The organism is Achromobacter mucicolens, from assembly GCF_902859725.1.
GTDB lineage: Bacteria > Pseudomonadota > Gammaproteobacteria > Burkholderiales > Burkholderiaceae_B > Achromobacter > Achromobacter mucicolens.
The window spans coordinates 226,755-248,866 of the sequence record NZ_CADIJP010000008.1; the positions used below are offsets into that span (position 1 = coordinate 226,755).

General features: G+C 61.1%; 21 protein-coding genes. 10 read left to right on the forward strand and 11 right to left on the reverse strand.

What is annotated here, in order from left to right:
* Positions 1 to 90 precede the first annotated feature (90 nt).
* Positions 91 to 1,230, forward strand: coding sequence for a DSD1 family PLP-dependent enzyme (locus HV786_RS12570; RefSeq protein ID WP_128829701.1), 1,140 nt, complete (start codon positions 91 to 93; stop codon positions 1,228 to 1,230).
* 146 nt (positions 1,231 to 1,376) lie between these two features.
* Here the strand turns inward: HV786_RS12570 and HV786_RS12575 are convergent, their stop codons facing one another.
* From HV786_RS12575 to HV786_RS12605, 7 genes are all read right to left on the reverse strand, one after another.
* Positions 1,377 to 1,505, reverse strand: coding sequence for an entericidin A/B family lipoprotein (locus HV786_RS12575; protein WP_056327784.1), 129 nt, complete (start codon positions 1,503 to 1,505; stop codon positions 1,377 to 1,379).
* Between the two features lie 58 nt (positions 1,506 to 1,563).
* Positions 1,564 to 1,746 (reverse strand): CsbD family protein, encoded by a 183-nt coding sequence (locus HV786_RS12580; RefSeq protein WP_056327704.1) that lies wholly within the window; start codon positions 1,744 to 1,746, stop codon positions 1,564 to 1,566.
* Between the two features lie 229 nt (positions 1,747 to 1,975).
* Positions 1,976 to 2,713 (reverse strand): amino acid ABC transporter ATP-binding protein, encoded by a 738-nt coding sequence (locus HV786_RS12585; RefSeq protein WP_128829702.1) that lies wholly within the window; start codon positions 2,711 to 2,713, stop codon positions 1,976 to 1,978.
* Entirely contained in the window at positions 2,694 to 3,350 is a 657-nt protein-coding gene (locus tag HV786_RS12590; RefSeq protein ID WP_063954198.1) for an amino acid ABC transporter permease, read from the reverse strand. Before HV786_RS12590 ends, HV786_RS12585 begins: the two co-directional genes overlap by 20 nt.
* Positions 3,347 to 4,015, reverse strand: coding sequence for an amino acid ABC transporter permease (locus HV786_RS12595; RefSeq protein ID WP_056327707.1), 669 nt, complete (start codon positions 4,013 to 4,015; stop codon positions 3,347 to 3,349). The genes HV786_RS12590 and HV786_RS12595 overlap by 4 nt, the downstream gene beginning before the upstream one ends.
* 16 nt (positions 4,016 to 4,031) lie before the next feature.
* Complete coding sequence (locus HV786_RS12600; RefSeq protein WP_108696636.1) at positions 4,032 to 4,814, reverse strand: transporter substrate-binding domain-containing protein; 783 nt, start codon at positions 4,812 to 4,814, stop codon at positions 4,032 to 4,034.
* Between the two features lie 283 nt (positions 4,815 to 5,097).
* Positions 5,098 to 6,063, reverse strand: coding sequence for a Bug family tripartite tricarboxylate transporter substrate binding protein (locus HV786_RS12605; protein WP_128829703.1), 966 nt, complete (start codon positions 6,061 to 6,063; stop codon positions 5,098 to 5,100).
* A gap of 228 nt (positions 6,064 to 6,291) precedes the next feature.
* On the opposite strand from HV786_RS12605, the gene HV786_RS12610 reads away from it, so the two are divergent.
* The 3 genes from HV786_RS12610 to HV786_RS12620 all read left to right on the forward strand — a co-directional run bounded on the left by HV786_RS12610 (position 6,292) and on the right by HV786_RS12620 (position 8,736).
* Positions 6,292 to 7,485, forward strand: a complete 1,194-nt coding sequence (locus HV786_RS12610; protein ID WP_056327713.1) for an acetylornithine transaminase — start codon at positions 6,292 to 6,294, stop codon at positions 7,483 to 7,485.
* Positions 7,486 to 7,608: 123 nt separating this feature from the next.
* A complete protein-coding gene (locus HV786_RS12615; RefSeq protein WP_128829704.1) occupies positions 7,609 to 7,935 on the forward strand; it encodes a hypothetical protein in 327 nt (108 codons plus the stop codon).
* A gap of 54 nt (positions 7,936 to 7,989) precedes the next feature.
* Positions 7,990 to 8,736, forward strand: a complete 747-nt coding sequence (locus HV786_RS12620) for a class I SAM-dependent DNA methyltransferase (RefSeq protein ID WP_128829705.1) — start codon at positions 7,990 to 7,992, stop codon at positions 8,734 to 8,736.
* Between the two features lie 135 nt (positions 8,737 to 8,871).
* Here HV786_RS12620 and HV786_RS12625 read toward each other — a convergent pair whose 3' ends face one another.
* Positions 8,872 to 12,345, reverse strand: coding sequence for an AAA family ATPase (locus HV786_RS12625; RefSeq protein ID WP_175211006.1), 3,474 nt, complete (start codon positions 12,343 to 12,345; stop codon positions 8,872 to 8,874).
* A gap of 127 nt (positions 12,346 to 12,472) precedes the next feature.
* A complete protein-coding gene (locus HV786_RS12630) occupies positions 12,473 to 14,260 on the reverse strand; it encodes a hypothetical protein (protein WP_128830210.1) in 1,788 nt (595 codons plus the stop codon).
* 523 nt (positions 14,261 to 14,783) lie between these two features.
* Here HV786_RS12630 and HV786_RS12635 point away from each other — a divergent pair.
* Entirely contained in the window at positions 14,784 to 15,116 is a 333-nt protein-coding gene (locus HV786_RS12635) for a hypothetical protein (RefSeq protein ID WP_128827807.1), read from the forward strand.
* A gap of 100 nt (positions 15,117 to 15,216) precedes the next feature.
* Here HV786_RS12635 and HV786_RS12640 read toward each other — a convergent pair whose 3' ends face one another.
* Together HV786_RS12640 and HV786_RS12645 are read right to left on the reverse strand one after the other, a co-directional pair.
* The gene (locus HV786_RS12640; protein ID WP_128827808.1) at positions 15,217 to 15,954 is read right to left on the reverse strand and encodes an anti-sigma factor family protein; all 738 of its coding nucleotides are present in this window, start codon (positions 15,952 to 15,954) and stop codon (positions 15,217 to 15,219) included.
* Positions 15,951 to 16,466 (reverse strand): sigma-70 family RNA polymerase sigma factor, encoded by a 516-nt coding sequence (locus tag HV786_RS12645; protein WP_217284666.1) that lies wholly within the window; start codon positions 16,464 to 16,466, stop codon positions 15,951 to 15,953. The genes HV786_RS12640 and HV786_RS12645 overlap by 4 nt, the downstream gene beginning before the upstream one ends.
* A 199-nt stretch (positions 16,467 to 16,665) precedes the next feature.
* On the opposite strand from HV786_RS12645, the gene HV786_RS12650 reads away from it, so the two are divergent.
* The 5 genes from HV786_RS12650 (at position 16,666) to HV786_RS12670 (ending at position 22,110) form a co-directional block, all read left to right on the forward strand.
* The gene (locus HV786_RS12650; protein ID WP_128827810.1) at positions 16,666 to 17,889 is read left to right on the forward strand and encodes a catalase family peroxidase; all 1,224 of its coding nucleotides are present in this window, start codon (positions 16,666 to 16,668) and stop codon (positions 17,887 to 17,889) included.
* A complete protein-coding gene (locus HV786_RS12655) occupies positions 17,886 to 18,470 on the forward strand; it encodes a cytochrome b (protein WP_128827811.1) in 585 nt (194 codons plus the stop codon). Before HV786_RS12650 ends, HV786_RS12655 begins: the two co-directional genes overlap by 4 nt.
* 193 nt (positions 18,471 to 18,663) lie before the next feature.
* Complete coding sequence (locus tag HV786_RS12660; protein ID WP_175211009.1) at positions 18,664 to 19,317, forward strand: GntR family transcriptional regulator; 654 nt, start codon at positions 18,664 to 18,666, stop codon at positions 19,315 to 19,317.
* A 110-nt stretch (positions 19,318 to 19,427) separates the two neighbouring features.
* Positions 19,428 to 20,399: a tripartite tricarboxylate transporter substrate-binding protein gene (locus HV786_RS12665; RefSeq protein WP_063954186.1), complete on the forward strand. Its 972-nt coding sequence runs from the start codon at positions 19,428 to 19,430 to the stop codon at positions 20,397 to 20,399.
* Positions 20,400 to 20,418: 19 nt separating this feature from the next.
* Complete coding sequence (locus HV786_RS12670) at positions 20,419 to 22,110, forward strand: thiamine pyrophosphate-binding protein (protein ID WP_175211011.1); 1,692 nt, start codon at positions 20,419 to 20,421, stop codon at positions 22,108 to 22,110.
* Positions 22,111 to 22,112: the final 2 nt, after the last annotated feature.

Sequence of the window (22,112 nt, forward strand, 5' to 3'; positions counted from 1 at the left end):
TGGGGGTCAGTCGCCCCTTTGGTTATGGGTAGTCACGCTTTGGTTATGCGTGCGTTACCGTTCAAGCAGTCAGACTACGGAGTCATCACGATGTCCCAGGAAGTCATACGCGGCATTGCGCTGCCCCCGCCCGCACAGCCGGGCGATCCGCTGGCCCGCGTCGACACGCCCAGCCTGGTGCTGGACCTGGCGCCTTTCGAAGCCAACCTGCGCGCGATGCAGGCCTGGGCCGACCGCCACGACGTCGCGCTGCGCCCGCACGCCAAGGCGCACAAATGCCCAGAAATCGCCTTGCGGCAGCTGGCGCTGGGCGCGCGCGGCATCTGCTGCCAGAAGGTCAGCGAAGCCCTGCCCTTCGTGGCCGCCGGCGTCCGGGACATCCATATCAGCAACGAAGTCGTCGGCCCGGCCAAGCTGGCGCTGCTGGGCCAGCTGGCGCGCGTGGCAAAGATCAGCGTCTGCGTGGACAACGCGCACAACCTGTTGCAGGTCTCTGAGGCCATGGCGCAGGCGGGCGCCCAGATCGACGTGCTGGTGGAAGTGGACGTCGGCCAGGGCCGCTGCGGGGTGTCGGACGACGCCCTCGTGCTGGCGCTGGCGCAGCAGGCGCGCGACCTGCCCGGCGTGAATTTTGCCGGCCTGCAGGCCTATCACGGGTCGGTGCAGCATTACCGCACGCGCGAAGAGCGCGCCGAGGTCTGCCGCCAGGCGGCGCGCATCGCGGCGTCCTACGCGCAACTGCTGCGCGAGAGCGGCATCGCCTGCGACACCATCACCGGCGGCGGCACGGGCAGCGCCGAGTTCGATGCGGCCAGCGGCGTCTATACCGAATTGCAGGCCGGTTCCTACGCCTTCATGGACGGCGACTATGGCGCCAATGAATGGGACGGCCCCCTGGCGTTCGAGAACAGCCTGTTCGTGCTGGCCACGGTCATGAGCAAGCCGGCGCCGGACCGGGTGATCCTGGACGCGGGGCTCAAGTCCACCACCGCGGAATGCGGCCCGCCCGCCATCTTCGGCGAACCGGGCCTGACGTACACCGCCATCAACGACGAGCACGGCGTCGTGCGCGTGGAACCGGGGGGGCAGGCGCCCGACCTGGGCGCGGTGCTGCGCCTGGTGCCGTCGCACGTGGACCCCACCTTCAACCTGCATGACGGGCTGGTGGTGGTGCGCGACGGCGTGGTGGAAGATATCTGGGAAATCTCGGCGCGCGGCTTCTCGCGCTGACGTCTTCCGCGGGCCGTGCAGTCGGCGTGCTGCACGGTCACGATAGACCTTTCAGCCCTCACGCCCTCGTATCCCGCGTTTCGCAGGAACGAAAAAAGGCCGGCGCGCCGTCAACGCGCCGACCTTTGGATGCAGCCCGCAAGCGCTTACTTGGCCTGCTGCTGGATCTTTTCCCCGCCCCTTTCAATGTCTTTGCCGGCACCTTCCATCGTGTTGCAACCGGCGGTCACGGCGGTAATCGCGAGCATCAGTGCAAGCCAAATACGGTGGGTCATTTTCTTCTCCTTCGGGCATTCATTGGACAGTGCGGGTCATGCCGATCGGCAGCCGCAATTACTTGTCCAGCAAGTCCCGTGCCTGATCCTTCGCTTCGCCTACATTGCGCTGCACTTTACCCTCGGTCTTTTCCACTTTTCCTTCGGCTTCGGTGCGGGTGTTGCCCGTCACCTTGCCAGCTGTTTCCTTGATCGCGCCCTTCACTTCCTTGGCGGCGCCCTTGATGCGGTCCTTGTCCATGTCATCGATCCTCAGGTTTCAGGTGGGGTGAAACCGCGCCGGGGAAACCCGGAGTCCGGCGGCGGACAGGTCCAATATAGGAACCGCGCCGCACCCGCGATAGAGGCATGCGCACCAGGACAAGTGGTGCATTTTTACTTTCGGGTGGGCGCAAAAGGGAGTGCGGGAACGGCCCGACACCGCCTTCAAACGGGGGCGGAACATCCCGGTCCTGATTGATAGGCCAAGCTCACGCCGCCAGATTCGTCATCCCCAGGAACTGCCGCAATTCCGGCGTGGCCGGCGCCGTGAAAAGTTGTTCCGGCGGACCGATCTCGTGCACGCGCCCCTGGTGCATGAACACCACGCGATCACAGACCTCGCGCGCAAAGCGCATTTCGTGCGTCACCATCAGCAGCGTCATGCCGTCGGCAGCCAGCTCGCGCACCACCGACAGCACCTCATTGACCAGCTCCGGGTCCAGCGCCGACGTGATTTCGTCGCACAACAGCGCCAGCGGCTGCATCGCTAGCGCACGGGCAATCGCCACGCGCTGCTGCTGGCCGCCGGACAATTCGTCCGGCCAGGCGTCAAACTTGTGGGCCAGCCCCACGCGGGTCAGCATGGCCCGGGCCATGTCCTCGGCCTCGCGTTCGGGCACGCGCTTGGCCACCATGGGCGACAGCATCACGTTGCGCCCCACGGTCAGGTGCGGAAACAGGTTGAACTGCTGAAAAATCATCCCGACCTTCAGCCGCAGCGCGCGCAGGCGCAGCTCGTCGTCGCCCAACTGCGCGTCGGCCACCATGATCGCGCCGCCGTCGATCTGCTCCAGCCCGTTAATGCAACGCAGCAGCGTGCTCTTGCCCGAGCCGCTCTTGCCGATGATGGCAATGACCTCGCCGGGATCGACGCGCAAAGTCACGCCTTTCAGGACTTCGTTGTCGCCGAACCGTTTGCGGACGTCTTCAAGGGCGATGAGGGGCATGCAACTTCCTTTCCAGCCGGAGGCTTAGGCGCGACAGGGGCCAGCACAGCGCAAAGTAGATCAGCGCGGCGCAGGCATAGACAGTGAAGGGACTGAAGGTGGCGTTGGTGATCACGGTGGCCGCCTTCGACAGTTCCGTGAAGCCGATGATGGAGGTCAGCGCCGTGCTTTTGACGATCTGCACCGCAAAGCCCACGGTCGGCGCGACCGCAATGCGCAGCGCCTGCGGCAGCACCACGTAGCGCATCTGCTGCACGTAGCCCAGCGCCAGGCTGGCCGACGCTTCCCACTGTCCTTTCGGCACGGCTTCCACGCACCCGCGCCAGATTTCCGCCAGAAACGCGCCCGACCATAGCGTCAGCGCCGCGCCGGCAGCCAGCCACGGCGGCACCTCCACGCCGATCAGCGACAGCCCGAAAAACGCCAGGAAGAGCTGCATCAGGAGCGGCGTGCCCTGAAAGAGTTCGATGTACGCCCAGCTGATGCGGCGCATCGCCGCCACGCGCGACGTGCGCATCATCAGCGCCAGCAACCCCATCAGCGCCCCGCCCGCAAAGGCCGCCAGCGACAGCACGATGGTCCAGCGCGCCGCCAGCAGCAGGTTGCGCACGATGTCCCAGGTCGAGAACTCGATCATCTTGCCGCCTTGCGAAAAAGCCGCCGTCCGGTCAGGCGCAGAATCTGGCGCAGCAGGACCGCCAGCACCAGATAGATCCCGGTCGTCACGAAATACACCTCGAACGCGCGAAAGTTGCGCGACTGGATGAAGTTCGCGGCAAAGGTCAGGTCCTCGGCCGCGATCTGCGAGCACACCGCCGACCCCAGCATCACAATCACGATCTGCGAAGACAGCGCCGGCCAGATGCGCATCAGCGCCGGCTTGAGCACCACGTGCCGGAACACCTGCAGGCGCGACAGCGCCAGGCTGGCGCCCGCCTCGTACTGCCCGCGCGGCGTGGCGTCGATGCCGGCGCGGATGATCTCGGCGCTATAGGCGCCCAGGTTCAGCGCCATCGCCAGGCACGCCGCCTGCATCTCGCCCAGCTGGATGCCCAGCGACGGCAGGCCAAAAAACACGAAAAAGAGCTGGATCAGGAACGGCGTGTTCCGGATCAGCTCGATATAGGCGGTGACCGGCGCGCGCAGCCACGCCGGGCCCTGCGTGCGCACCCACGCGCAGACGATGCCCAGGGCCACGCCCGCCACCGCGCCGAACGCGATCAGTTCGATCGTGACGCCGATGCCCTTGATCAGCACCGGCGTGTATTCGAACACCGAGGAAAAGTCGTACTGGTAAGCCATGACGGCCTCGCGCAGCCTACAGATCCTTGGGCAGTTCGGCGCCCAGCCATTTCTGCGAAATCGCCGACAGCGAACCGTCACGCTTGGCCGCGGCCAGGATGTCGTTCACGCGGGCGCGCAGCTTCGGTTCGTCCTTGTTCAGGCCGATGTAGCACGGCGAATTCTTGATCAGGAACTTCGTTTCCGGCTTCTTGGGCGGATTGCGCGCCAGGATCGCAGCCGCAACCACGTTGCCGGTTGCGATCATCGGCACCTGACCCGACAGGAACGCCGTGATCGTGCCGTTGTTGTCCTCATACCGCTTGAGCGTGGCCGACTCCGGCGCAATCTTGGTCAGCTCGATGTCTTCCACCGCGCCGCGCGTCACGCCAATGGTCTTGCCCGCCAGATCCGCGGCCGACGACACCTTCAGGTCCGCCGGGCCAAACACGCCATTGAAGAACGGCGCATAGGCGTCCGAGAAGTCGATGGCCTTCTCGCGCTCGGCGTTCTTGCCCAGGCTGGAGATCACCAGGTCCACTTTCTTGGTCTGCAGGTAGGGCACGCGGTTGGCGCTGGTCACCGGCACCAGTTCCAGCTTCACACCCAACTGCTTGGCGATCAGCTGCGCGGTATCGATGTCATAGCCCAGGGGCTTCATGTCGGCGCCCACCGACCCAAACGGCGGAAAGTCCTGCGGCACCGCAATCTTGATGACGCCCGCCTTGACGATATCGTCCAGCGCGTCGGCGTGCGACAGGGGCGCGGCCAGGATGCTGGCGGCGGCACAAAGGGACAGCAACAGGGTTCTGCGTTTCATAAGGAACTCTCCAGGGCCCGCACTGCCCGGTCGGGTCAATGCGTTGCACACCAAGTCGGTATACAAAGCGAGGAGATGCAAGTTCTGTGCCATGTAGGCTGCGCGGGGAGGCGCCGGGGGCAGTGCGTGTTCTGCCCCGTTCTGGTGCGCCCGATGCGCCGTTGGCGGGCGCGGCGGCACTGGTTTGGATCGCGGGCAGACACCTGCCAAGCCAAGTTTCTCGCCCAAACAAAAAAGCCGTTCCTTTCCAGGAACGGCCTTCCGTATCAACCCAGCGTCGCGCTTAATCCACCTGCGCGCCCGACTGCTTCACCGCCTTGCCCCACTTATCCACTTCCGAGGCAATGAACGTCCCCGTCGCCTCAGGCGTCAGCGGCATCGGTTCGGCCCCACGATCCCGGAAGAACTTCTGCATCTCCGGCGTATTCAACACCTGCCCGATCTGCTTGCTAAGCGCATTCGTAATCTCCGCAGGCGTGTCCTTGGGCGCCAGCACCGCCGCCCAGCCAATCGCCTCAAACCCCGGATAACCCGATTCCGCCACGGTCGGCACATTCGGCAGCTGCGGCAACCGCTTGGCCGTCGTGACCGCCAGCGCCACGGCCTTCTTGCTTTGCACGTGCGGCAGGCCCGCCGTCACCGAGTCCACCATCAGCGGCACCTGATGCCCCAGAAAATCCGCCTGCGCCGGACCGCTGCCCTTGTACGGAATATGGCGAATATCAATATCCGCCGCCGCCTTGAACATCTCGGCCGACAAATGCTGCGTGCCGCCAATCCCCGCGCTGGCATACGCCAGTTCACCCGGATTCGCACGAGCCTGGGTCACCAGCTGCTGCAGCGACGTAATCCCCGACGCCGGCGTCGCCAGGAACATCAGCGGCACCGAGAACACGCCCGACACCGGCGCGAAATCCTTCGTCAGGCTGTAGTTGATGTTCTTATAGAGCGTCTGGTTCACTGCCGCGGCGCTGCCCGCGATCACCAGCGTGTAACCGTCCGGCGCCGCGCGCGTGGCCTGCTCCATGCCGATATTGCTGCCCGCGCCCGCGCGGTTTTCCACCACGATCGGCTGCTTGACCGCCGCGCCCAGCTTCTCGGCCAGCGCGCGCGCAAAGATGTCGGTCGCCTGCCCCGGCGGGAACGGCACGATCAGACGGATGGGACGGTCGGGAAATTCCGCGTGAGCGGGGGTCATGGCGGCGGCCAACGCCAGGCCGGCGGCAAGACTGGAAAGAATACGTTTCATGATTGGTCAGTAAAAAGCGACGGCGGACGGCGCGCGAGGGGCGCATCGCCTGCATAAAATAGAGCGCCCGCGCTGGCAGCCCTTGTGAGGCCGGCCCGGGGCAGATCGGAGGGGTAGCGTCACGATAGCATCCCCCCGTCGGTGCTACATTTGCCTTTTCGCGCTTCCCCCGGGGAAGTTCCCCGAAATTCCCTTCATCCCCTGTCCTTACATCCCGCAGGAACCGCCATGGAATTCAGCCAGTTCAACGTCAACACCCTCATGGAGATCACCTCCCGCCCGGACCTCGTGTTCGTCAGCGGCAAGGGATCCTGGCTGGAGGATCACGCGGGCAAGCGATATCTGGACTTCGTGCAGGGCTGGGCGGTGAACACCCTGGGCCACTCCGCGCCCGAAATGCAGCGCGCGCTGGTCGAACAGTCGCAAAAGCTGATGAACCCGTCGCCGGCGTTCTACAACATCCCCTCGATCGAGCTGGCCCAGCGCCTGACCGGCGCATCCGACTTTGACCGCGTCTTCTTCGCCAACAGCGGCGGCGAAGCCAACGAAGGCGCCATCAAGCTCGCGCGCAAGTGGGGCCAGGTCAAGAAGAACGGCGCCTACAAGATCATCACCATGAACCACGGCTTTCACGGCCGCACCCTGGCCACCATGTCCGCATCGGGCAAGCCGGGTTGGGACAAGATGTTCGCCCCGCAGGTCGAAGGCTTCCCCAAGGCCGAACTGAACGACCTGGAATCCGTGCGCAAGCTGATCGACGACAAAACCGTCGCCATCATGCTGGAACCCGTCCAAGGCGAAGGCGGCGTGCTGCCCGCCACCAAGGAATTCATGCAAGGCCTGCGCAAGCTGGCCGATGAAAACCAACTGCTGCTCATCGTCGACGAAGTCCAGACCGGCATGGGCCGCACCGGCAAGATGTTCGCCTACCAGCACTTTGACGTCGTCCCCGACATCATGACGCTGGCCAAGGGCATCGGCGGCGGCGTGCCGCTGGCCGCCCTGCTGGCCCGTCAGGAAGTCAGCGTGTTCCAACACGGCGACCAAGGCGGCACCTACAACGGCAACCCCCTGACCACCGCCGTCGGCGTCGCCGTCTTCGACGCGCTGGTCGCGCCGGGCTTCATGGACGCGGTCAACGCCCGCGCCAAGCAACTGTCCGAAGGCCTGCTGGCCATCTCGGCCAAGTACGGCATGAAGGGCGAACGCGGCATGGGCCTGCTGCGCGCGTTGGTGATGGATCGTGATGATGGTCCGGCGATTGTCGAGGCTGCGCGTAATCAGGCGCCGGAAGGTCTGCTGCTGAACGCCCCGCGTCCGAACCTGCTGCGCTTCATGCCCGCGCTGAACGTGACGGCTGAGGAAGTGGATTCGATGCTGAAGCAACTGGATGCGCTGATTGCGCAGGTCCGTAAGGCTTGATGAGGGTTAGAAGGATGTGAATGCAGGGGCCGCGATTATGCGGCCCTTGTTTTTTTTGGATTGATGGGATCGCGGTTGGGGTTGGGTATGCGGCCGCGGGTTGGGACACGTTAAGGGAATCGAATGGACGCGAAGGAATTTGTCGGCAACTGGAATGCGCTGCGGGGTGAGCTGTTGGAGACGTTCATGGCGGCGGATGGCGGGAGTGCGGTTGCGGCCAAGGTGCGGGGGTTGGGGTTGTCGCCGGAACAGCTTGAGGGTGTGCGTGGCGTTTTGGATCTGGCGCTGCGGGACACGATGTATTCGCTGCTGCTGGGGTTGGATGGTGCGGCGAGTATTGGCGATAGCCAGGAGCAGTTCACCATCGCGGGTGAGGATGGGGTGGTGATTGAGGATATTGAAGCGGAGGCTTGGGAGTGCTTCCATGGGGATGCGGGCGTGTGCGGGTGATTCGTTCGCCAAGGAAGGAGCTGGGCTTTTGGTCGCGGTTACGGGAGTTTGAAGATGTGCAAGTCGCCTGCTGATGACGTGGTGTCGATCTATCGGGAGCATGCCGATGCGTTTGTGCGGCTGCGTGGAACGGGGCTGATCGAGCGCGTTTGGCTGGATGCGTTTCTGGCGCTGCTGCCGGGGACGAGTCCGCGGGTGTTGGATATTGGGTGTGGGTTTGGGGTGCCGATTGCTCAGTATCTGATTGAGCGTGGGTGCCGGATCACGGGTGTGGATACGTCGGTGCCGTTATTGAAGCGGGCGAAGGCGGCGTTTCCTGAGCATCAATGGGTTGCTGGGGATATGCGCAAGATGCCGGTTGCGGGGCCGTTTGATGGCTTGATCGCTTGGCATAGCTTTTTTCATTTATCGCCAGGGGATCAGCGGGGGATGTTTGAGGAGTTCGGGCGGCTGGCTGCGCCGGGGGCGGTGTTGATGTTTACGAGCGGGCCGGGGTTGGGTGAGGCGATGGGGGAGTTTGAAGGGAGGGCGTTGTATCACGGGAGTTTGGAGGGTGTGGAGTATCGGGAGTTGTTGGGGGGGAGTGGGTTTGAGGTGGTGCGGCATGTGGTGGAGGATGCCGGGTGTGGGGGGGCGACGGTGTGGGTGGCGAGGCGCATCGGCGGAATGGGATCGGTCCTTCAGCTAGGCGAAGCGATCCCAGCCGATCTGGGGAGCGCGTCGGGTACCCATAAATGCATGGCAGCCATGGCAGCCACGCTGACGGGACTGCCCGGGAGCGTCAGATTTTTTGTGTTCTAGGCATTTACTCTGACGGTGCATCTTTAGCTAGCCAGCCGGCTGTGAGTCGATTTCGGGCCGAGTAAAGCGCTCCTCGTGAAGGACGGCGAACTGTTGCAGAGGGGGCTGTCTGGGACTGCCCGGATTTTGTGCCGCTCAAGCAGGAATTTCTGAAACAACTGGACCTCCGGCGCCTATAGCTTGGAACCGATAGAACTTAGCTTTACCGCCTAAGTGTCGAAACTTCTGGCGCGCTAGCTGGAGCAGCTTTTCATCGCAAGTGGAAATAACAAATTGACGAGCCCCCTCCGGAGATGTCTGCAAACCAGCGATTAGGTCTAGCAGAGCGTAGGTGTTGAGGTCATCGAAATGCGTGACGGGGTCGTCCATCATGATGGACGAAAACCCAGACCATGTCTGTGAACTACACGCCGTCAAAAAAAGACCTAGCACAAGTGTCTGAACTTGGGACTGACTGAAATAGTCTGTTGGCCGAAGATCTGCACCTTTCCGATTAACGCTGATCCCGATTCGGGATCCGTTACTCGAAACGTCGATATCACCAAATCCGTAGACTGGACGGAGCCGTTGTTGGATCACCGCGGTCCGTGGTCCGTACTCATTGATAAAAAGATTTGTAGCGAGGGCTTGCTGTTCGTCCAAAAGTTTTGCAATCTCTGCGAAGTATTTCGTCCACGGTTCGATCTGCGCGATCTCAGCTTGTGCTTCGTGAATTATCTTCCGGTTGGCGGCAATTCGTTGTCGGAGGTTATCGAACGCGGCTGAGGTTGCTGCAGTATCCAAGGCCACTTCAATCTCCGCAACGCGACGGCTAAGGTCAGAAGCAATCGCGACGCGCGCACTCGCAGCTCGAATGAGAGAACGAATTTCGTCTTCCGACGAGACACCGTTGTATCCCGCGTTTTGCTGTTCCACAGTTAGATGTTGTCTCTCCAGTTGCCATGAATTCCAAGCCTTGAAGTCCAACTGCTCTTGACGTTGAGTCTGTGCGAGCCGCGCCTTCACCGCCGCGTCCGAAATCTTCGCCATCTCCAGTGCGTTATTACTAACCTCCAATTCTTCGAGAGCCTTTGTGAGTTGCGCGTCGGCCTTCAACTGGGCGTCATACAATGCCGCCACTCCAAGGTCGAAGTTCACCGCCCGGCGATGCGCTTCCGCTAGCAACTTGTCCAGTTGGTTCCGGGAAGCATCAAGCGCCTCGGCCACTGTCCTGCGCTTCTGCTCTATGGCATCAAGTATTTGTGATGCATCCTTCGCAGCCTGTTCGGCATCGGCGAGTGCCTTCTTGGCTGCGGAGGTCGCGTTTGTTGCCGCCGACTCTTCGGCGAGCAATTCATGTGAATGGGAGGCTAGTGGTTCCGTCGTATCGCCTGCTGGATCAAGACCTCGATCCCGCAATGAAGCCTCGACTACCGTCCATCGGTGTTCAAGTCCATCCCGCTCATTCTGCGCATCTTGCAGCTTGAGAGTTTCACGTGCTATGGCATCAGATGCATTTTGACGCCGCAATCGCAGGGCCTCCAGCTTGGCCATTTCTGCACTACGTACATTACTTATTTCGATCAGGGTTTCGCTTAGTTGAAGCCGCCCGTCGATTGCATCCAAAAGCGCAGCTTCGCTACCATGGTCGTGTCCGCAAAGGATGCACACGGAGCCATCGATATGCGTGCGAAGATTCGAGATGAGCGACTTTAGCGAGGAGTCTTTTTCTTGTGCGGTTCGAAGCTTGTGTTCAATCCGAGAAATGACCAGCTGCTGCTCCTTTTCAGCCAGCTTCATTTTCTCGATTTGCGATCGGTAAGTTTCGATCGCATCTGCTAGCTTACTGATGATCGGTGCCAAGGTTTGGTACCGCGGGGCGAATGTCTTCCATTCGGCATGACGGTTAACAAGATTTTCAATCTCGGACCTGGCGAGCGAGGCCAATTTTTGCGCTTTCTGCTTCGCCTCAACGTCGGCTGTCGCGGCCTGTTTAACGCGATCAGTTCTTCGCTTCACATCTGCCTGCTCATCCCTCTCGGCGGTAAGCTTGGCAAGTGCGCGCCCGGAAGCGGATACGGCCGTTGATAGGCGAGAATATTCCGGCAGCATCAAGACTGACCATTGCAGCCGGTCTCTCGCGTTCTGAGCGCTTTTTGCGGCTTGTCTTTTCTCCGCGAGTTCGCTCGATAGGGCGACGACTTGTGCAGCCGACTCGGACGCTTCGGTGTCGGCCGTCAAAAGTTCAACTTTTAGATCTTTTATGCGCGCTTGGAGAGACTCACGCTTTTGATTGAGATCTTGAAGCCTGATAAATCGTTCGAGCGCCTTGCCTGCGGCCATCTGCTCCGAACCTGCCTCTGCTGCAGCTGAATTCAGCATCGCGCGCGTCCCACGCGTGTCGCGCATCCTCAAGCTCGTCGTATCGAACCCCGACGACTCGAGAGCCAGTTCTAAGTCCCGGAATCGGGCATCCAATTGCGTCGCGGAGGATGATGTCGAAGCGAGCTTCTCCAATCGATCGATCTCTATGCGATCGGCTGTTGCCGTCGCAGCTGCCTGCTCTGCGCGTGCTTTTGCTTGCGAAATCCGTTGGCGGGCCAGTTTTAGGACGTCATTGGTTTTTTTTAGGCCGCCAACGTAGTCCTCAAATGCCAACATGCGGGACACGATATCTGATGGCAGCTCACACTTCTCTGCCACATCTTGGGTGAGCTCTTGGCTATCTTGGCTAAACAGGTGCGTTGCGCGAAAGAGCGCCACCATATTTTCGAGTCTGTCCGAAGGGTTAGTAACTCCACCCGTCAACAGGCTGAGGACGTCTTTCCTATTTGCTGGTTTACCATTGACCGTTGCGTTGGCGGGATCGGCGAGGTTTCTCGAAATTACATATTGCGTGCCAGCGCGCTCCACTGTTAAGGAAACGACGGCATCTTCATGAACCGTGCTGTCGAGGTGCCGAGCAGCTGCGTCTAAGCTCGAATTGGACTTGTTCAGTCGTAGCACTCCTCCAGTTGCGACGAAGTCCACGGCGTCGAAAAAAGACGTCTTACCGAAGCCATTTGGACCGTACAGGACGGTAATCGCCGCTCCCAGCGCAAACTCCTTTTTTTCGCGGTACGCGCGAAAATTCTGGATAGATATTGACTGCAACGTGGCCTGTACTCGCTCTTCGACTAGCTCTGCTTCCAATACCGCAGCAGTGCCTTCGACCCTGTGGGGACTGCCGTACTTTCCCTCTAAACTGGCGTTGAGAATGGATTCTGCACTCATGCGGGCAGGCACTACCAATGCAGCTGCCAGAGCCGGCCTCATGTCGCGTTGAGCGAGGAGAGTTTGAGCTGTCGGCGGGCGACTAGCAGTGCCGGAGACCGGAGTCAAAGGAAGGAACGGCAGACGCGCCAGGCTGATGTGGACGTCTTTCACTAGTTGAATGACGTATTTGCGGCAAAAGTAGACGTCTACTTCAACACGAGAGCAAAATGATTCATCGACTGAGGCGCCCGGAGGCAAGCAGAAAACGAAAGAGACATCCTTTGCAGACCACTCTTCACTGTTTTTGAGAAAGAGCTTTTTGAAAGCTGCGTAGAGCACTTCATAGTCTTGTTGGCCTCCAGTTGCGAAGGCCACGACGCTATGCCCGTTAAGCATGATCAGAGCCGGGACATGGTCAACATGTAGCGTTTCCTCCCGGAACTCAGCCGTCCTAAGCTGAATCTGAAGCACTCTTCGGAGGGTAGTGGGAAGATTTGACGTCTCAAGAGATGGAGTCATTGATTAATTCTCTCAGCGTTGCTTGATCTGCAGCACCTCGCACCGCATTCAACAGGTCCTGAAATCCCAGGTGGATGACAGCGCTTCGCGGGTCGGTGATGTCAAACTCCGCATTTCTCTCTTCACCTCGAGTCAAAAAGCTCCCGAACGCCGAGTTCCATGTTGTGTTCTCATCGTCTCGGCTTACGATGAGTAAAGGCCCCCGGCGATTGAGCGCCAGGTCCATTACATGCTTATCGCACTCTTCGTGGCTTCTCGCTAATACGGCGACAACATCGATGCCTATTTCATCTTTGTGAATAGTCGCGTGCGAAGTGGACGAGTGCAGCTGCGGTTGAAATTGCGCTGCGTCCAAAATGGAAAAGGTGTTCAACACATGCTTGACCGCATTTCCTTGCTTAGTCTCCCAGCTGTCTGGCATCGGCTTAGTTCCAGGACTTGCGACCAATACGGCCTGGTTCAATGCCCCGGCAGAAAGCCACCTTAGTTGCTCAACCGCTCTCTGATGCGCCCTACCGATTTCGGGCGATAGGTGCCACGTTGGAAATTTTTCAGCCAGACACTTCTCTTTGTCATCCAACTCATCGTTCATCCACTTGACCACTGCAGGGACGATTTTCGCCGGTGCCCGCGGGTCCTTTGTGCCAGGGAATGGATGCACGGTGGCGTCTGTAAGCGCTGGTCGGTTACCTGCGGCACCAGGTGGCAGTGCTACTGGATTCGACAGAAGGAATGAATGAATGCAGGCCCCTCGTTCGCGGAACACCGTGTCTCTATAGTTCTCGAGTGGGTTGCCTGGACGCTGAGCCGAACCTCCCCCGCAGACTGTGGGAGAGCATTCGGGCTTTTGGAACTTTTGACTCGCGAAGATAACAGCGGAGCGGCCATAGGATGCTGCGGCGCCTGGCACTGGATTCCCAGCTACGTTTGCCATGATCAAGCACGTGTCGTCACGGAGCACGCTAGGGAAAAGTGCCGAACTGAAGAAGGGTTGGACCTGTTGCATGAACGATGCATGCGAAGGGCTCGGATTGCACTGCGTCACGAACATCCACGTTAACGGTAATTGAGCATGAAGAGCTCCCGCTACTTGCTCAATATCGTGCAGGAGCCATTCCCAAATCCGGCGATCATCGCGGGAGCCAATCCAGTCGAAGCAGATCAGCGTCGCGAACTGATATGGTGCGTTTCCATTGGCATAAGTGCCTCTAAAACGGAAGATCGAACGTCCTTTAAACATGCGCTCGTGCGGAACGTACAACTCAACTCCCGCCGGTTCTAGCTTCGGTTGAATCCATGACACTACATCGCCTGAATCTGACTTGATCCAAGTGACACAACAGTTAACCCACTGGTCGTCGTGCAAACGGTCGAGGGAATTGTTTTCGTGGTCGTAAGTCGTGTTTGGACGCGCCACGAGTTCGATAAATTGAGCCCGCGTCAATCCTTCAAAGCCCCCGATTACGACCGTGCCGGAAGGCCAGTCCTTAACCGTCATCAGCGCAACAATGCGATCAAAACTGGCCAGGCCGGCTAGGGTGCACTCAGGAAAGATAGTGAAGTGCGTCTTTTCGGCTCCATGATGGCATCGCCGGGCAACGTCAAAGGTCGCGTCGATGCCTTCCAGAGCTGTGCTCCTCAGCTCATGTTTGAGTGGAAACGGTTCAACGTTCGAAAATGCTACATAGGGTTGCGCGATGACCATTCCGACGTGGGAGCGGGGGAGGCGCACACCGTGTTCACCCAGGTTAATTTCAAGAACCCGAATCATTCGTAAGCCCTCAATATTTTCCCCATACTAGCACGCGATGTAACAAACTATATCGTTGAGATGAGATGAATAGCATTAGCCGGATAGGCGTCCGTGCTGCGGGCAATGAACACTGCGTTGCCGAATCGCGAGCCCACTCGCAAGACCGCGGCGTTTAGCGACGTTTGCGACGAGACATGTGTAATGAAATGATGCCTGCTCGAGGTAGGCGTTCGTATGGCGAAAAGAATTGCGAGATATGTGCTGCCTTAGTGGTCAATTTATCCCTCCTCAATTGTTAAGCCCTTCTACGCCTTATACTCCCGCGACTACCGCCACCAACGGTAGCCCGGTGTGGAAGCCGGAGAATTCGTCGGTGTTGACCTCCCAGTCGACACGCCTCCGCGCGCCCAATGGGCGGGCCTCGGCAGGGGTGCGCTAGTCGCACGCCGGTTCCGACGATCCGGTCTTCCAACCTTGTCCTGTGCCCGCCCGCCCCATTTGGAAGTGGGGCAGCGGGACTTCTATATCGTCGGAGTAAGTCATGCAATCCCACCCCCTCACCGAAAATCCCTGGTCCGTTGACACCAACCCCGAACACGGCCTGGTTCCCCTTTCGCACCTCTACAACATCGATCGCGCCCGATACGCCATCGCTTCGATCGCTCGCCTTGTCGGTAACAGCGCCTCTGAACCGGATGCAACTGGCTCGCAGCCGCTGGACGCGTGGACCGTGGCGGCATTGATGGGCGGCGTGGAAGGCCTGTGTGACCACATGGGCGCCATTACCGATGCCATGCTGGAATCGGCACGAGCGTGCGCACAAGACGTCGGTCGCGCCGATCCTACGCACGACGCACCTGCATCGATGCAGTAATCGCAGGAACGGCTCGAGCCTGCCGCGATGTTCGACAGGCCCGAACCGTTAGATATTGACGAACAATTGCGTGATCTGAGGCGTCAATTTCTCTTAGGCGTCACGACTCACCCATCTGCACTGGCTGACCGCGCCCATCCCCCGCCGTCACCAGCGCATAGTTGTACCCCCGCCCCGACCAATACCGCGCCACCAGCTCGCCCTCCTTCCGGCTCCCTTGCGCCAGAAACTGCCCCCCCGGCCCAGGCGGCCGAATATAGAACGTAGCGCGCTGCCCCGCATTCTCATAGATAACAAGCGCCGCCGGCCCCTGATCGGTAGCCAACAGACGCGCACCAACAGGCCTAAACCCGCTATCGCTCAAATTAGGCAACCGCTCGGCATGCGCAAAATACGCATCCAGCCACCCCTGCAAATCCCCAGCATCCGCCCGCACATCCGGCTGCGGCGCATCCGCTGACGCGAACAGCCGATAAGCCTGCATCGCGTCCTGCATCGGCAACACCCGATTCGCCAAGGTCGTATCCCGAGCACTCCATCCCGTGACGCCGCCAATCGCCACCGCCACAACCAGACTAGCCGCCATCGCCATACGCCGCCGCATACGAACCCTTAGCCCCGCGCGCACCGCAGCAGGATCCAACGCAGGATTACCCGGCAAACCCTCCCCGCCAGCCCCTTCCCTCAGCCGCTGCGCATCCCGCCGCCACGCCTCCAACTCCTGCGCCTCATCCGGATGCGCCCGCAAATACGCCTGCAGCTCCTGCAATTGCGACGGATCCAACTGTCCATCCACATACGCATTACGCGTCAGATCATCGATAGCGCGTTCTTTCATTTCAATATCCTCAGACGAGCCTCGCCGGCCTGGCCCTCATGCAATTCACGCAAGGCACTCCGCGCGCGGGACAGGCGCGACATGACGGTGCCCAGCGGTACGTCTAAAACATCGGCGACGGCCTTGTAGCTCATGCCTTCCACGCTGACGAGCCACAGCAGCGTGCGCTGCGCCTCGGGCAGGCGTTCGAAGACATCCAGGGAAGATCGCGCGATGACCTCGCGTTCGGCCGACGGCGCGGCGGCGTCGGACCCGGCAAACCATGACAGCAGTCGCGCATAGCGGCGCGAGCGGCGTTGGGCGTCCAGGAATTGGCGGTACAGGATGGTGAAGAGCCACGCGCGCACGTCGCCTTGCGGACGGCGACCGCGCCAGCGGGTCAGCGCTCTTTCCAAGGTGGATTGCACCAGGTCGTCGGCCGCGACCGCATCGCGCGTGAGGCGCAGCGCAAAACGCCGCAGGCGCGGCAGTAGTTGGCGCAGCACGGCGTCGGAGAGTTCTTCCGCTGGCATCTCGTCGTCGGTGGATGCCGGCGCGTCGGGCGGCACGCGGACCGGTTGAATCATGGCGGGTTCCTGGGACAGGCCTGCGCAACCAGCTTACAGGTCAATGCAGTAAGACGCCGCTCCGGCGGGTTTATTCCATGGGGGAATAACTTTTTTCGCACGGCGTCCTACAGGGGTATTCATCGCCCCATGGGCAAGGAGCCTTATGCAACAAGGATCTGACCGCAACGGCCCGTCGCCGGGTCAAACGCCACCAGGGCGCCAGCCGCCGGGCCGCCTGCCGCCGAATCGCCAATCGGCGGGTGCAGCGCACCAAGACGGCCAGTCGCCGAAAGACCGGCCCCAGAAGCCCCGGCCGCTCACCACCCCGCAAACCCTCCTTCGCCTCACCGCAATCGGTGCCATCGTCCTCGCCTCCGGCGCCGCGTTCGCCTACGTGGGCGGCTGGCTCGATCCGCAGCGCCTGACGCCCGACCGCATCGTGAACGCCCTGGAAGCCAACAGCGGCGTCCACGAGGGCTTTCGGCGCAACCACGCCAAAGGCGTCTGTGTGATCGGCCGCTTTGAAAGCAGCGGCGCGGCACACGAGATATCCACCGCTGCGGTGTTCGCCTCGGGCAGCACGCCGGTGATCGGACGATTGGCCCTACCTGGCGGCAACCCTTATGCGTCGGACTCCAGCGTTCCGATCCGTAGCTTTGCCTTGATGTTCACGTCCGCCAACGGCGAGCAATGGCGAACCGGCATGAACAGCATGCCGGTGTTTCCGCTGTCGACCCCGCAGGCGTTCTACGATCAGCAGCTAGCCGGTCGGCCCGACCCCAAGACAGGCAAGCCCGATCCGCAGCGCATGCAGGCGTTCTTCGCGGCGCATCCGGAAGCGGGCGCATTCCGCGCGTGGGCCAAGACCGCCAAGCCTTCGGCCAGCTACGCGACCGAAGACTATTACGGCCTGAACGCGTTCTACCTGATCGATGGGAACGGAAAGCGTCAGCCGGTGCGTTGGCAGTTGGCGCCGTTGGACGCTGCAGCGGCGCCTGTGGCGCAGCCGGGACACGATGCCGACTATTTGCAAGGCGACCTGCAACAGCGCCTAACGCAAGGGCCGTTGCGGTGGCGTCTGCTGCTCACGCTGGGCCAGCCCGGCGATTCCACCAGCGACGCAACGCGACAGTGGCCGGCGGACCGGCCGACCATTGATGCCGGCACCGTGGTGATCACCAGCAGCGCACCGCAAAGCGACGGCCCGTGCCGCGACGTGAACTACGACCCCACCGTGTTGCCGCAAGGTATCGCCGTGTCCGACGATCCGCTGCTGGCGGCGCGATCCGCGGCGTATGCGGCCTCTTATGAACGCCGCACGGGCGAAGGGCCGCCTCAGGCCGCCGCTGCGTCATCCCATTCGACCCAACCGGAGCGCGCCCAATGATCTCGTCGCCTACTCAAACCCGCCGGCCGCCCGCCACGTTCAGCCTATTCGCACGCGTGCTGCATTGGTCGATGGCGGCCGGCATTCTTGCGATGTTGTTCATCGGCGTGGGCATGGTGGCATCGGTGTCCGAGCGGCATCAGTGGCTGGTACAGATCCATAAGCCGTTGGGCTTGGCGCTGTTGGCGCTGGTGTGCATACGGCTGGCCAGGCGTGTATTCAAGGGCGCGCCTGCGTTGCCGGCTGATCTGCCGGCTTGGCAACGTCATGCGGCGCTGGCTTCTCACGTCCTGCTGTATGCGCTGATGGTCGCGATGCCGCTGATCGGCTGGGCGATGCTGTCGGCGGGGGGTTATCCGGTTGTGGCGGGCGGTTGGCAGTTGCCGCCCATTGCGCCTGCGGATGCAGCCTTATTCAGTTGGCTGCGCGGTGCGCATCGCTATCTGGCCTTTCTGCTGTTCGCGACGGTGCTGCTGCATCTGGCCGCGGCGTTGTTTCATGGCTGGGTGCGGCGGGATGGCGTGTTGGAATCGATGACGCGGGGTCGTATGACGCCGGCCAAGCAGCTTCCGCCGGACTGAGCCCCACGGCCGATGGTTGACCTGTAGCGGCGCGCAGTTTGAGGAAGGCGGCGCGATGCGCGGACACGCGCTTGTGTTTGATGAGACGGTCGTGGAAGTGCCTGTACGTTTGGCGGCACGACCGCTCTCGCCGGCGGCACCTCGCAGGTATCGAACGATACAATATCGGGTCGTTTCACAACTTCCCTACGCGATGCTCGACGCTCAAAGCCTGCTCAAGACGTTGCCCCTCCAGATTGCAAGCCAATTGGCCGCGGCCATTGCCAAAGGCGACTTCGGGCCGGGTCATCGTTTTCGCGAAAACGAGCTCGCGGAAGGCTTTGGCGTCAGCCGGGCCAGTATCCGCGAGGCCTTGCGATTGCTTGAAATGCGGGGGATGGTGAACATCCTTCCGCAGAAAGGGGCGCGCGTGACGCAGTTGTCCTCCAAAGAGCTGCACGATCTGTTCGCGATTCGTGCCTCGCTGCTGGCGACATGTTCCCGGCTGGCCGCGGAGCAGTGCGATGACGTCAAGGCGAAGCAGCTGAACGCGCTATTGGAAAAGCTGGCTTCGACGGTTCTGGATACCGATAAGTATGTGGAACAGAGCGCGCGCCTGATCGCGTTGATCGCTGAAATGTCCGATAACCCGACGCTGGTGGGGTATGTCGACGATCTGGCATTGCGTATTGGTCGCTATGTTCGGATGGGGCTTGTGGCAGAAGAACGGCGCAGGCGTTCCTTGGCGACGTGGACCGAGCTCGTCGACGCCATCACGCGTCATGACGCCGAAGCTGCCAGCCAGCTTCACTACCGGTTGGCCATCCAGAATCGCGATGCGGCGCTGAAGACTTTCGAAGAGCAATAGACCCTATAGGAGGGTCCATCTCAGTAGAAAAAACAAATGCTCAAATGTCGACATTTGAACATTAGGCTTATAGAATGACCTTTCCTTATCGGTCCACAAGGGGAGGAGACATGAAAAAAACAGGCAAAAACGCCAGAGCTATCGTGCTCACGCTCGCGGCTTTGGCCATGACGCCGTTCGGCAACGCCCGGGCAGATGTGCCCGGCAACGGCCCACTGAAGATCATCGTGCCCTTCAGTGCCGGCGCGATGATCGACAACATTGCGCGCAAGTACGCCGAAAAGCTGTCCCCGAAGTTGGGGCGGCCTATCGTCGTCGAGAACCGGCCGGGTGCGGGCGGCATGGTGGGTACGCAGCGGCTGCTGGCAGAAGACCCCAAGCAGAACACGATGCTGTTCGTCTCGTCGTCTTATGCGGTGAACCCATCCGTGTTCAAGGACATGCCCTTCGACACCTTGAAGGATCTGTCAGGGGTGGCGCTGTTGGCAGACACGCCAATCCTGATGGTGGTGAATCCCGACGCGAAGTTCAAATCGATCCAGGATTTCGTGGACAAAGCAAAGAAGCGATCGGCACCCTTCAGCTACGGGTCGGCAGGGATCAATTCGGCCACCGACATGGCCGGACGCTACTTCAGCAGCGAATCCGGCGCACCGCTGGAACACATTCCGTACAAGGCCGTGCACGAAGGAATGATGGAAGTCGTCGCGGGCCGGGTCGACACGTCTTTCCCCGGTATTGCGCAAGCGCTGCCGTACGTGCGCGATGGCAAGTTGCAAGCCTTGGCCATCACCGGCAAAGAGCGATCTCCATTGGCGCCTGACGTTCCCACGCTGGATGAAAGCGTCTCGCCTGGCTTTGATTACGGCATCTGGTACGGCGTGATCATGAGCGCGAAGACTGATCCCTCCGTCAAGCAGACGCTGGCCACGCATCTTGCAGAGATCAACAAAGACCCCGAGATCCGTCAGTGGCTCGAAGGTCAGGGCCTGACGTCCCGGTCCAAGACATTGCAAGAGTTCGACGCATACATCGCATCAGAGATTTCCAAGTACGGAAAGATCTTGAACACCTCAAACTGATTTTTGAAAGGGAACCGGAATGACGACTTTGACGGGCGGCCAGGCGGTGGTCGAAGCTCTGCGCGAACAAGGCACGGAATGTGTTTTGGGCTTGATAGGCTCGGCGGGGATGGAAGTATTTGACGGCTTGCATGGTGCAAAAGACGTGCGCTTTGTGGGCGTGCGTGATGAACGCACAGGTGTGCACATGGCCGATGGCTATGCCCGCATGACGGGCAAAGCGGGCGTTTTCCTGGCGGGCCAGAACGGGCCAGGCGCGACCAATCTGGTGACGGGACTGGCACAGGCGCAGGCGGCTTATTCTCCGGTTATCGCGTTGGCGGGCCTGCTGTCGTCGGCGCATGCGCAAAGGGATGCCTTCCAAGAGCTGGACCAGCATTCGCTGTTCAAGCCGGTGACCAAGCGAACCTACACGTTGACCCAAACGTCCAGAATCCCGGAAATGATCGGGGAAGCGCACCGCACGGCGTTGTCTCCCCGACAGGGACCGGTGCTGTTGAATCTGCCTCGGGATCTGCTTGCCGACGCGTTCGAGGCGCCCGATTTCCCCGCGCGCGGCAAAGTGTTTGTCCCGCAGGCATTTACAGGCCCGCAGGCTTTGATTGAACAGGCCGCGCATCTGCTGCGGCAGGCGAAGCGCCCGGTCATCATTGCAGGGGGCGGCGTCAAGGCCGGCCGTCACGGCAAGGACGTAGTGCGGCTTGCAGAGTTGCTGAATGCGCCGGTGACGATGTCGCCGGGACACGGCGATGCGGTGTCGTGCAATGAAACCGTCTATGCAGGCCAGATGGGACCGCGCGGCAATCCTGTCGCAACGGATCTCGTCAAGCGCGCCGATGTCATCCTGGCGATCGGGACACGGCTAGGCTTTAACTCCACCTTTTATCAGGCCGATGCGCTGAACCCGGACGCGCAAATCATCCAGATTGAAGTGGAGCCCACGGCAATCGGACGCTTCTTTCCGGTCGCGGTCGGCATCCTGGGCGATGCCGGTTGCGTCACCAATGACCTGGTGGCAGCGCTTAGCGGCCATCAGCCTGCTGCGGCCGCGCGGGAGTGGATGCGCGCCTTCGTCGAGCAGCGAACCGCGCTGCTTGCATCCCGTGATGCGGCGGCCGGCAGCGCCAGCGATCCCATTCAACCAGGCTTCCTGTATCGCGCCTTGCGGGAGGTCATGCCCGACGATGCGCTGTACACAATGGACGCCGGCACCCTGTGTCTGCAGGCCACGGACCAGCTGCGTTACGTGCAGACCCCGTCGCTGCTGACCCCGCTGGACTTTGGGTTGGTGGGTTTCTCGTACGCGTGCGGGTTGGGCGCCAAGCTGGGCGATCCCTCTCGTACCGTTGTGAGCCTGATGGGCGATGGCGGCTTTGGGATGGCCTGCAGCGAACTCGGCACTGCGGTGGAACACGGCATCAACACCGTCTGCATCGTGATGAACAACGGCTGCTGGGGCGCCGAAAAAGCCTATCAGCGAGACTTCTTCGGAGAACGCTATATCGGCGCCGATGTCCGTAATCCCCCGTTCGACAAGCTTGCTGAACTGTGGGGCGCCAAAGGGTTCCGTGTCGATTCGGCCAACAGTCTTGCCCAGACCATCGAGGAAGCAATCCGTTGCGGCCAGCCCGCCGTGGTCGATGTGAAGGTCGATCCGAACGCGCTCTACAGCTTTCGCCGGGACTCCTTCAAGAATCGGGCTGGAAAGTAGCG

What these genes read in the sequence shown, in the direction of transcription:
- HV786_RS12575 (WP_056327784.1), bottom strand. Translation starts at nt 1,505, where the DNA reads ATGACCCACCGTATTTGGCTTGCACTGATGCTCGCGATTACCGCCGTG.
- HV786_RS12590 (WP_063954198.1), bottom strand. Translation starts at nt 3,350, where the DNA reads ATGATCGAGTTCTCGACCTGGGACATCGTGCGCAACCTGCTGCTGGCG.
- HV786_RS12605 (WP_128829703.1), bottom strand. Translation starts at nt 6,063, where the DNA reads ATGAAACGTATTCTTTCCAGTCTTGCCGCCGGCCTGGCGTTGGCCGCC.
- HV786_RS12580 (WP_056327704.1), bottom strand. Translation starts at nt 1,746, where the DNA reads ATGGACAAGGACCGCATCAAGGGCGCCGCCAAGGAAGTGAAGGGCGCG.
- HV786_RS12595 (WP_056327707.1), bottom strand. Translation starts at nt 4,015, where the DNA reads ATGGCTTACCAGTACGACTTTTCCTCGGTGTTCGAATACACGCCGGTG.
- HV786_RS12630 (WP_128830210.1), bottom strand. Translation starts at nt 14,260, where the DNA reads ATGATTCGGGTTCTTGAAATTAACCTGGGTGAACACGGTGTGCGCCTC.
- HV786_RS12670 (WP_175211011.1), top strand. Translation starts at nt 20,419, where the DNA reads ATGACGACTTTGACGGGCGGCCAGGCGGTGGTCGAAGCTCTGCGCGAA.
- HV786_RS12660 (WP_175211009.1), top strand. Translation starts at nt 18,664, where the DNA reads ATGCTCGACGCTCAAAGCCTGCTCAAGACGTTGCCCCTCCAGATTGCA.
- HV786_RS12645 (WP_217284666.1), bottom strand. Translation starts at nt 16,466, where the DNA reads ATGCCAGCGGAAGAACTCTCCGACGCCGTGCTGCGCCAACTACTGCCG.
- HV786_RS12585 (WP_128829702.1), bottom strand. Translation starts at nt 2,713, where the DNA reads ATGCCCCTCATCGCCCTTGAAGACGTCCGCAAACGGTTCGGCGACAAC.
- HV786_RS12650 (WP_128827810.1), top strand. Translation starts at nt 16,666, where the DNA reads ATGCAACAAGGATCTGACCGCAACGGCCCGTCGCCGGGTCAAACGCCA.
- HV786_RS12620 (WP_128829705.1), top strand. Translation starts at nt 7,990, where the DNA reads ATGTGCAAGTCGCCTGCTGATGACGTGGTGTCGATCTATCGGGAGCAT.
- HV786_RS12600 (WP_108696636.1), bottom strand. Translation starts at nt 4,814, where the DNA reads ATGAAACGCAGAACCCTGTTGCTGTCCCTTTGTGCCGCCGCCAGCATC.
- HV786_RS12635 (WP_128827807.1), top strand. Translation starts at nt 14,784, where the DNA reads ATGCAATCCCACCCCCTCACCGAAAATCCCTGGTCCGTTGACACCAAC.
- HV786_RS12570 (WP_128829701.1), top strand. Translation starts at nt 91, where the DNA reads ATGTCCCAGGAAGTCATACGCGGCATTGCGCTGCCCCCGCCCGCACAG.
- HV786_RS12655 (WP_128827811.1), top strand. Translation starts at nt 17,886, where the DNA reads ATGATCTCGTCGCCTACTCAAACCCGCCGGCCGCCCGCCACGTTCAGC.
- HV786_RS12665 (WP_063954186.1), top strand. Translation starts at nt 19,428, where the DNA reads ATGAAAAAAACAGGCAAAAACGCCAGAGCTATCGTGCTCACGCTCGCG.
- HV786_RS12610 (WP_056327713.1), top strand. Translation starts at nt 6,292, where the DNA reads ATGGAATTCAGCCAGTTCAACGTCAACACCCTCATGGAGATCACCTCC.
- HV786_RS12615 (WP_128829704.1), top strand. Translation starts at nt 7,609, where the DNA reads ATGGACGCGAAGGAATTTGTCGGCAACTGGAATGCGCTGCGGGGTGAG.
- HV786_RS12640 (WP_128827808.1), bottom strand. Translation starts at nt 15,954, where the DNA reads ATGAAAGAACGCGCTATCGATGATCTGACGCGTAATGCGTATGTGGAT.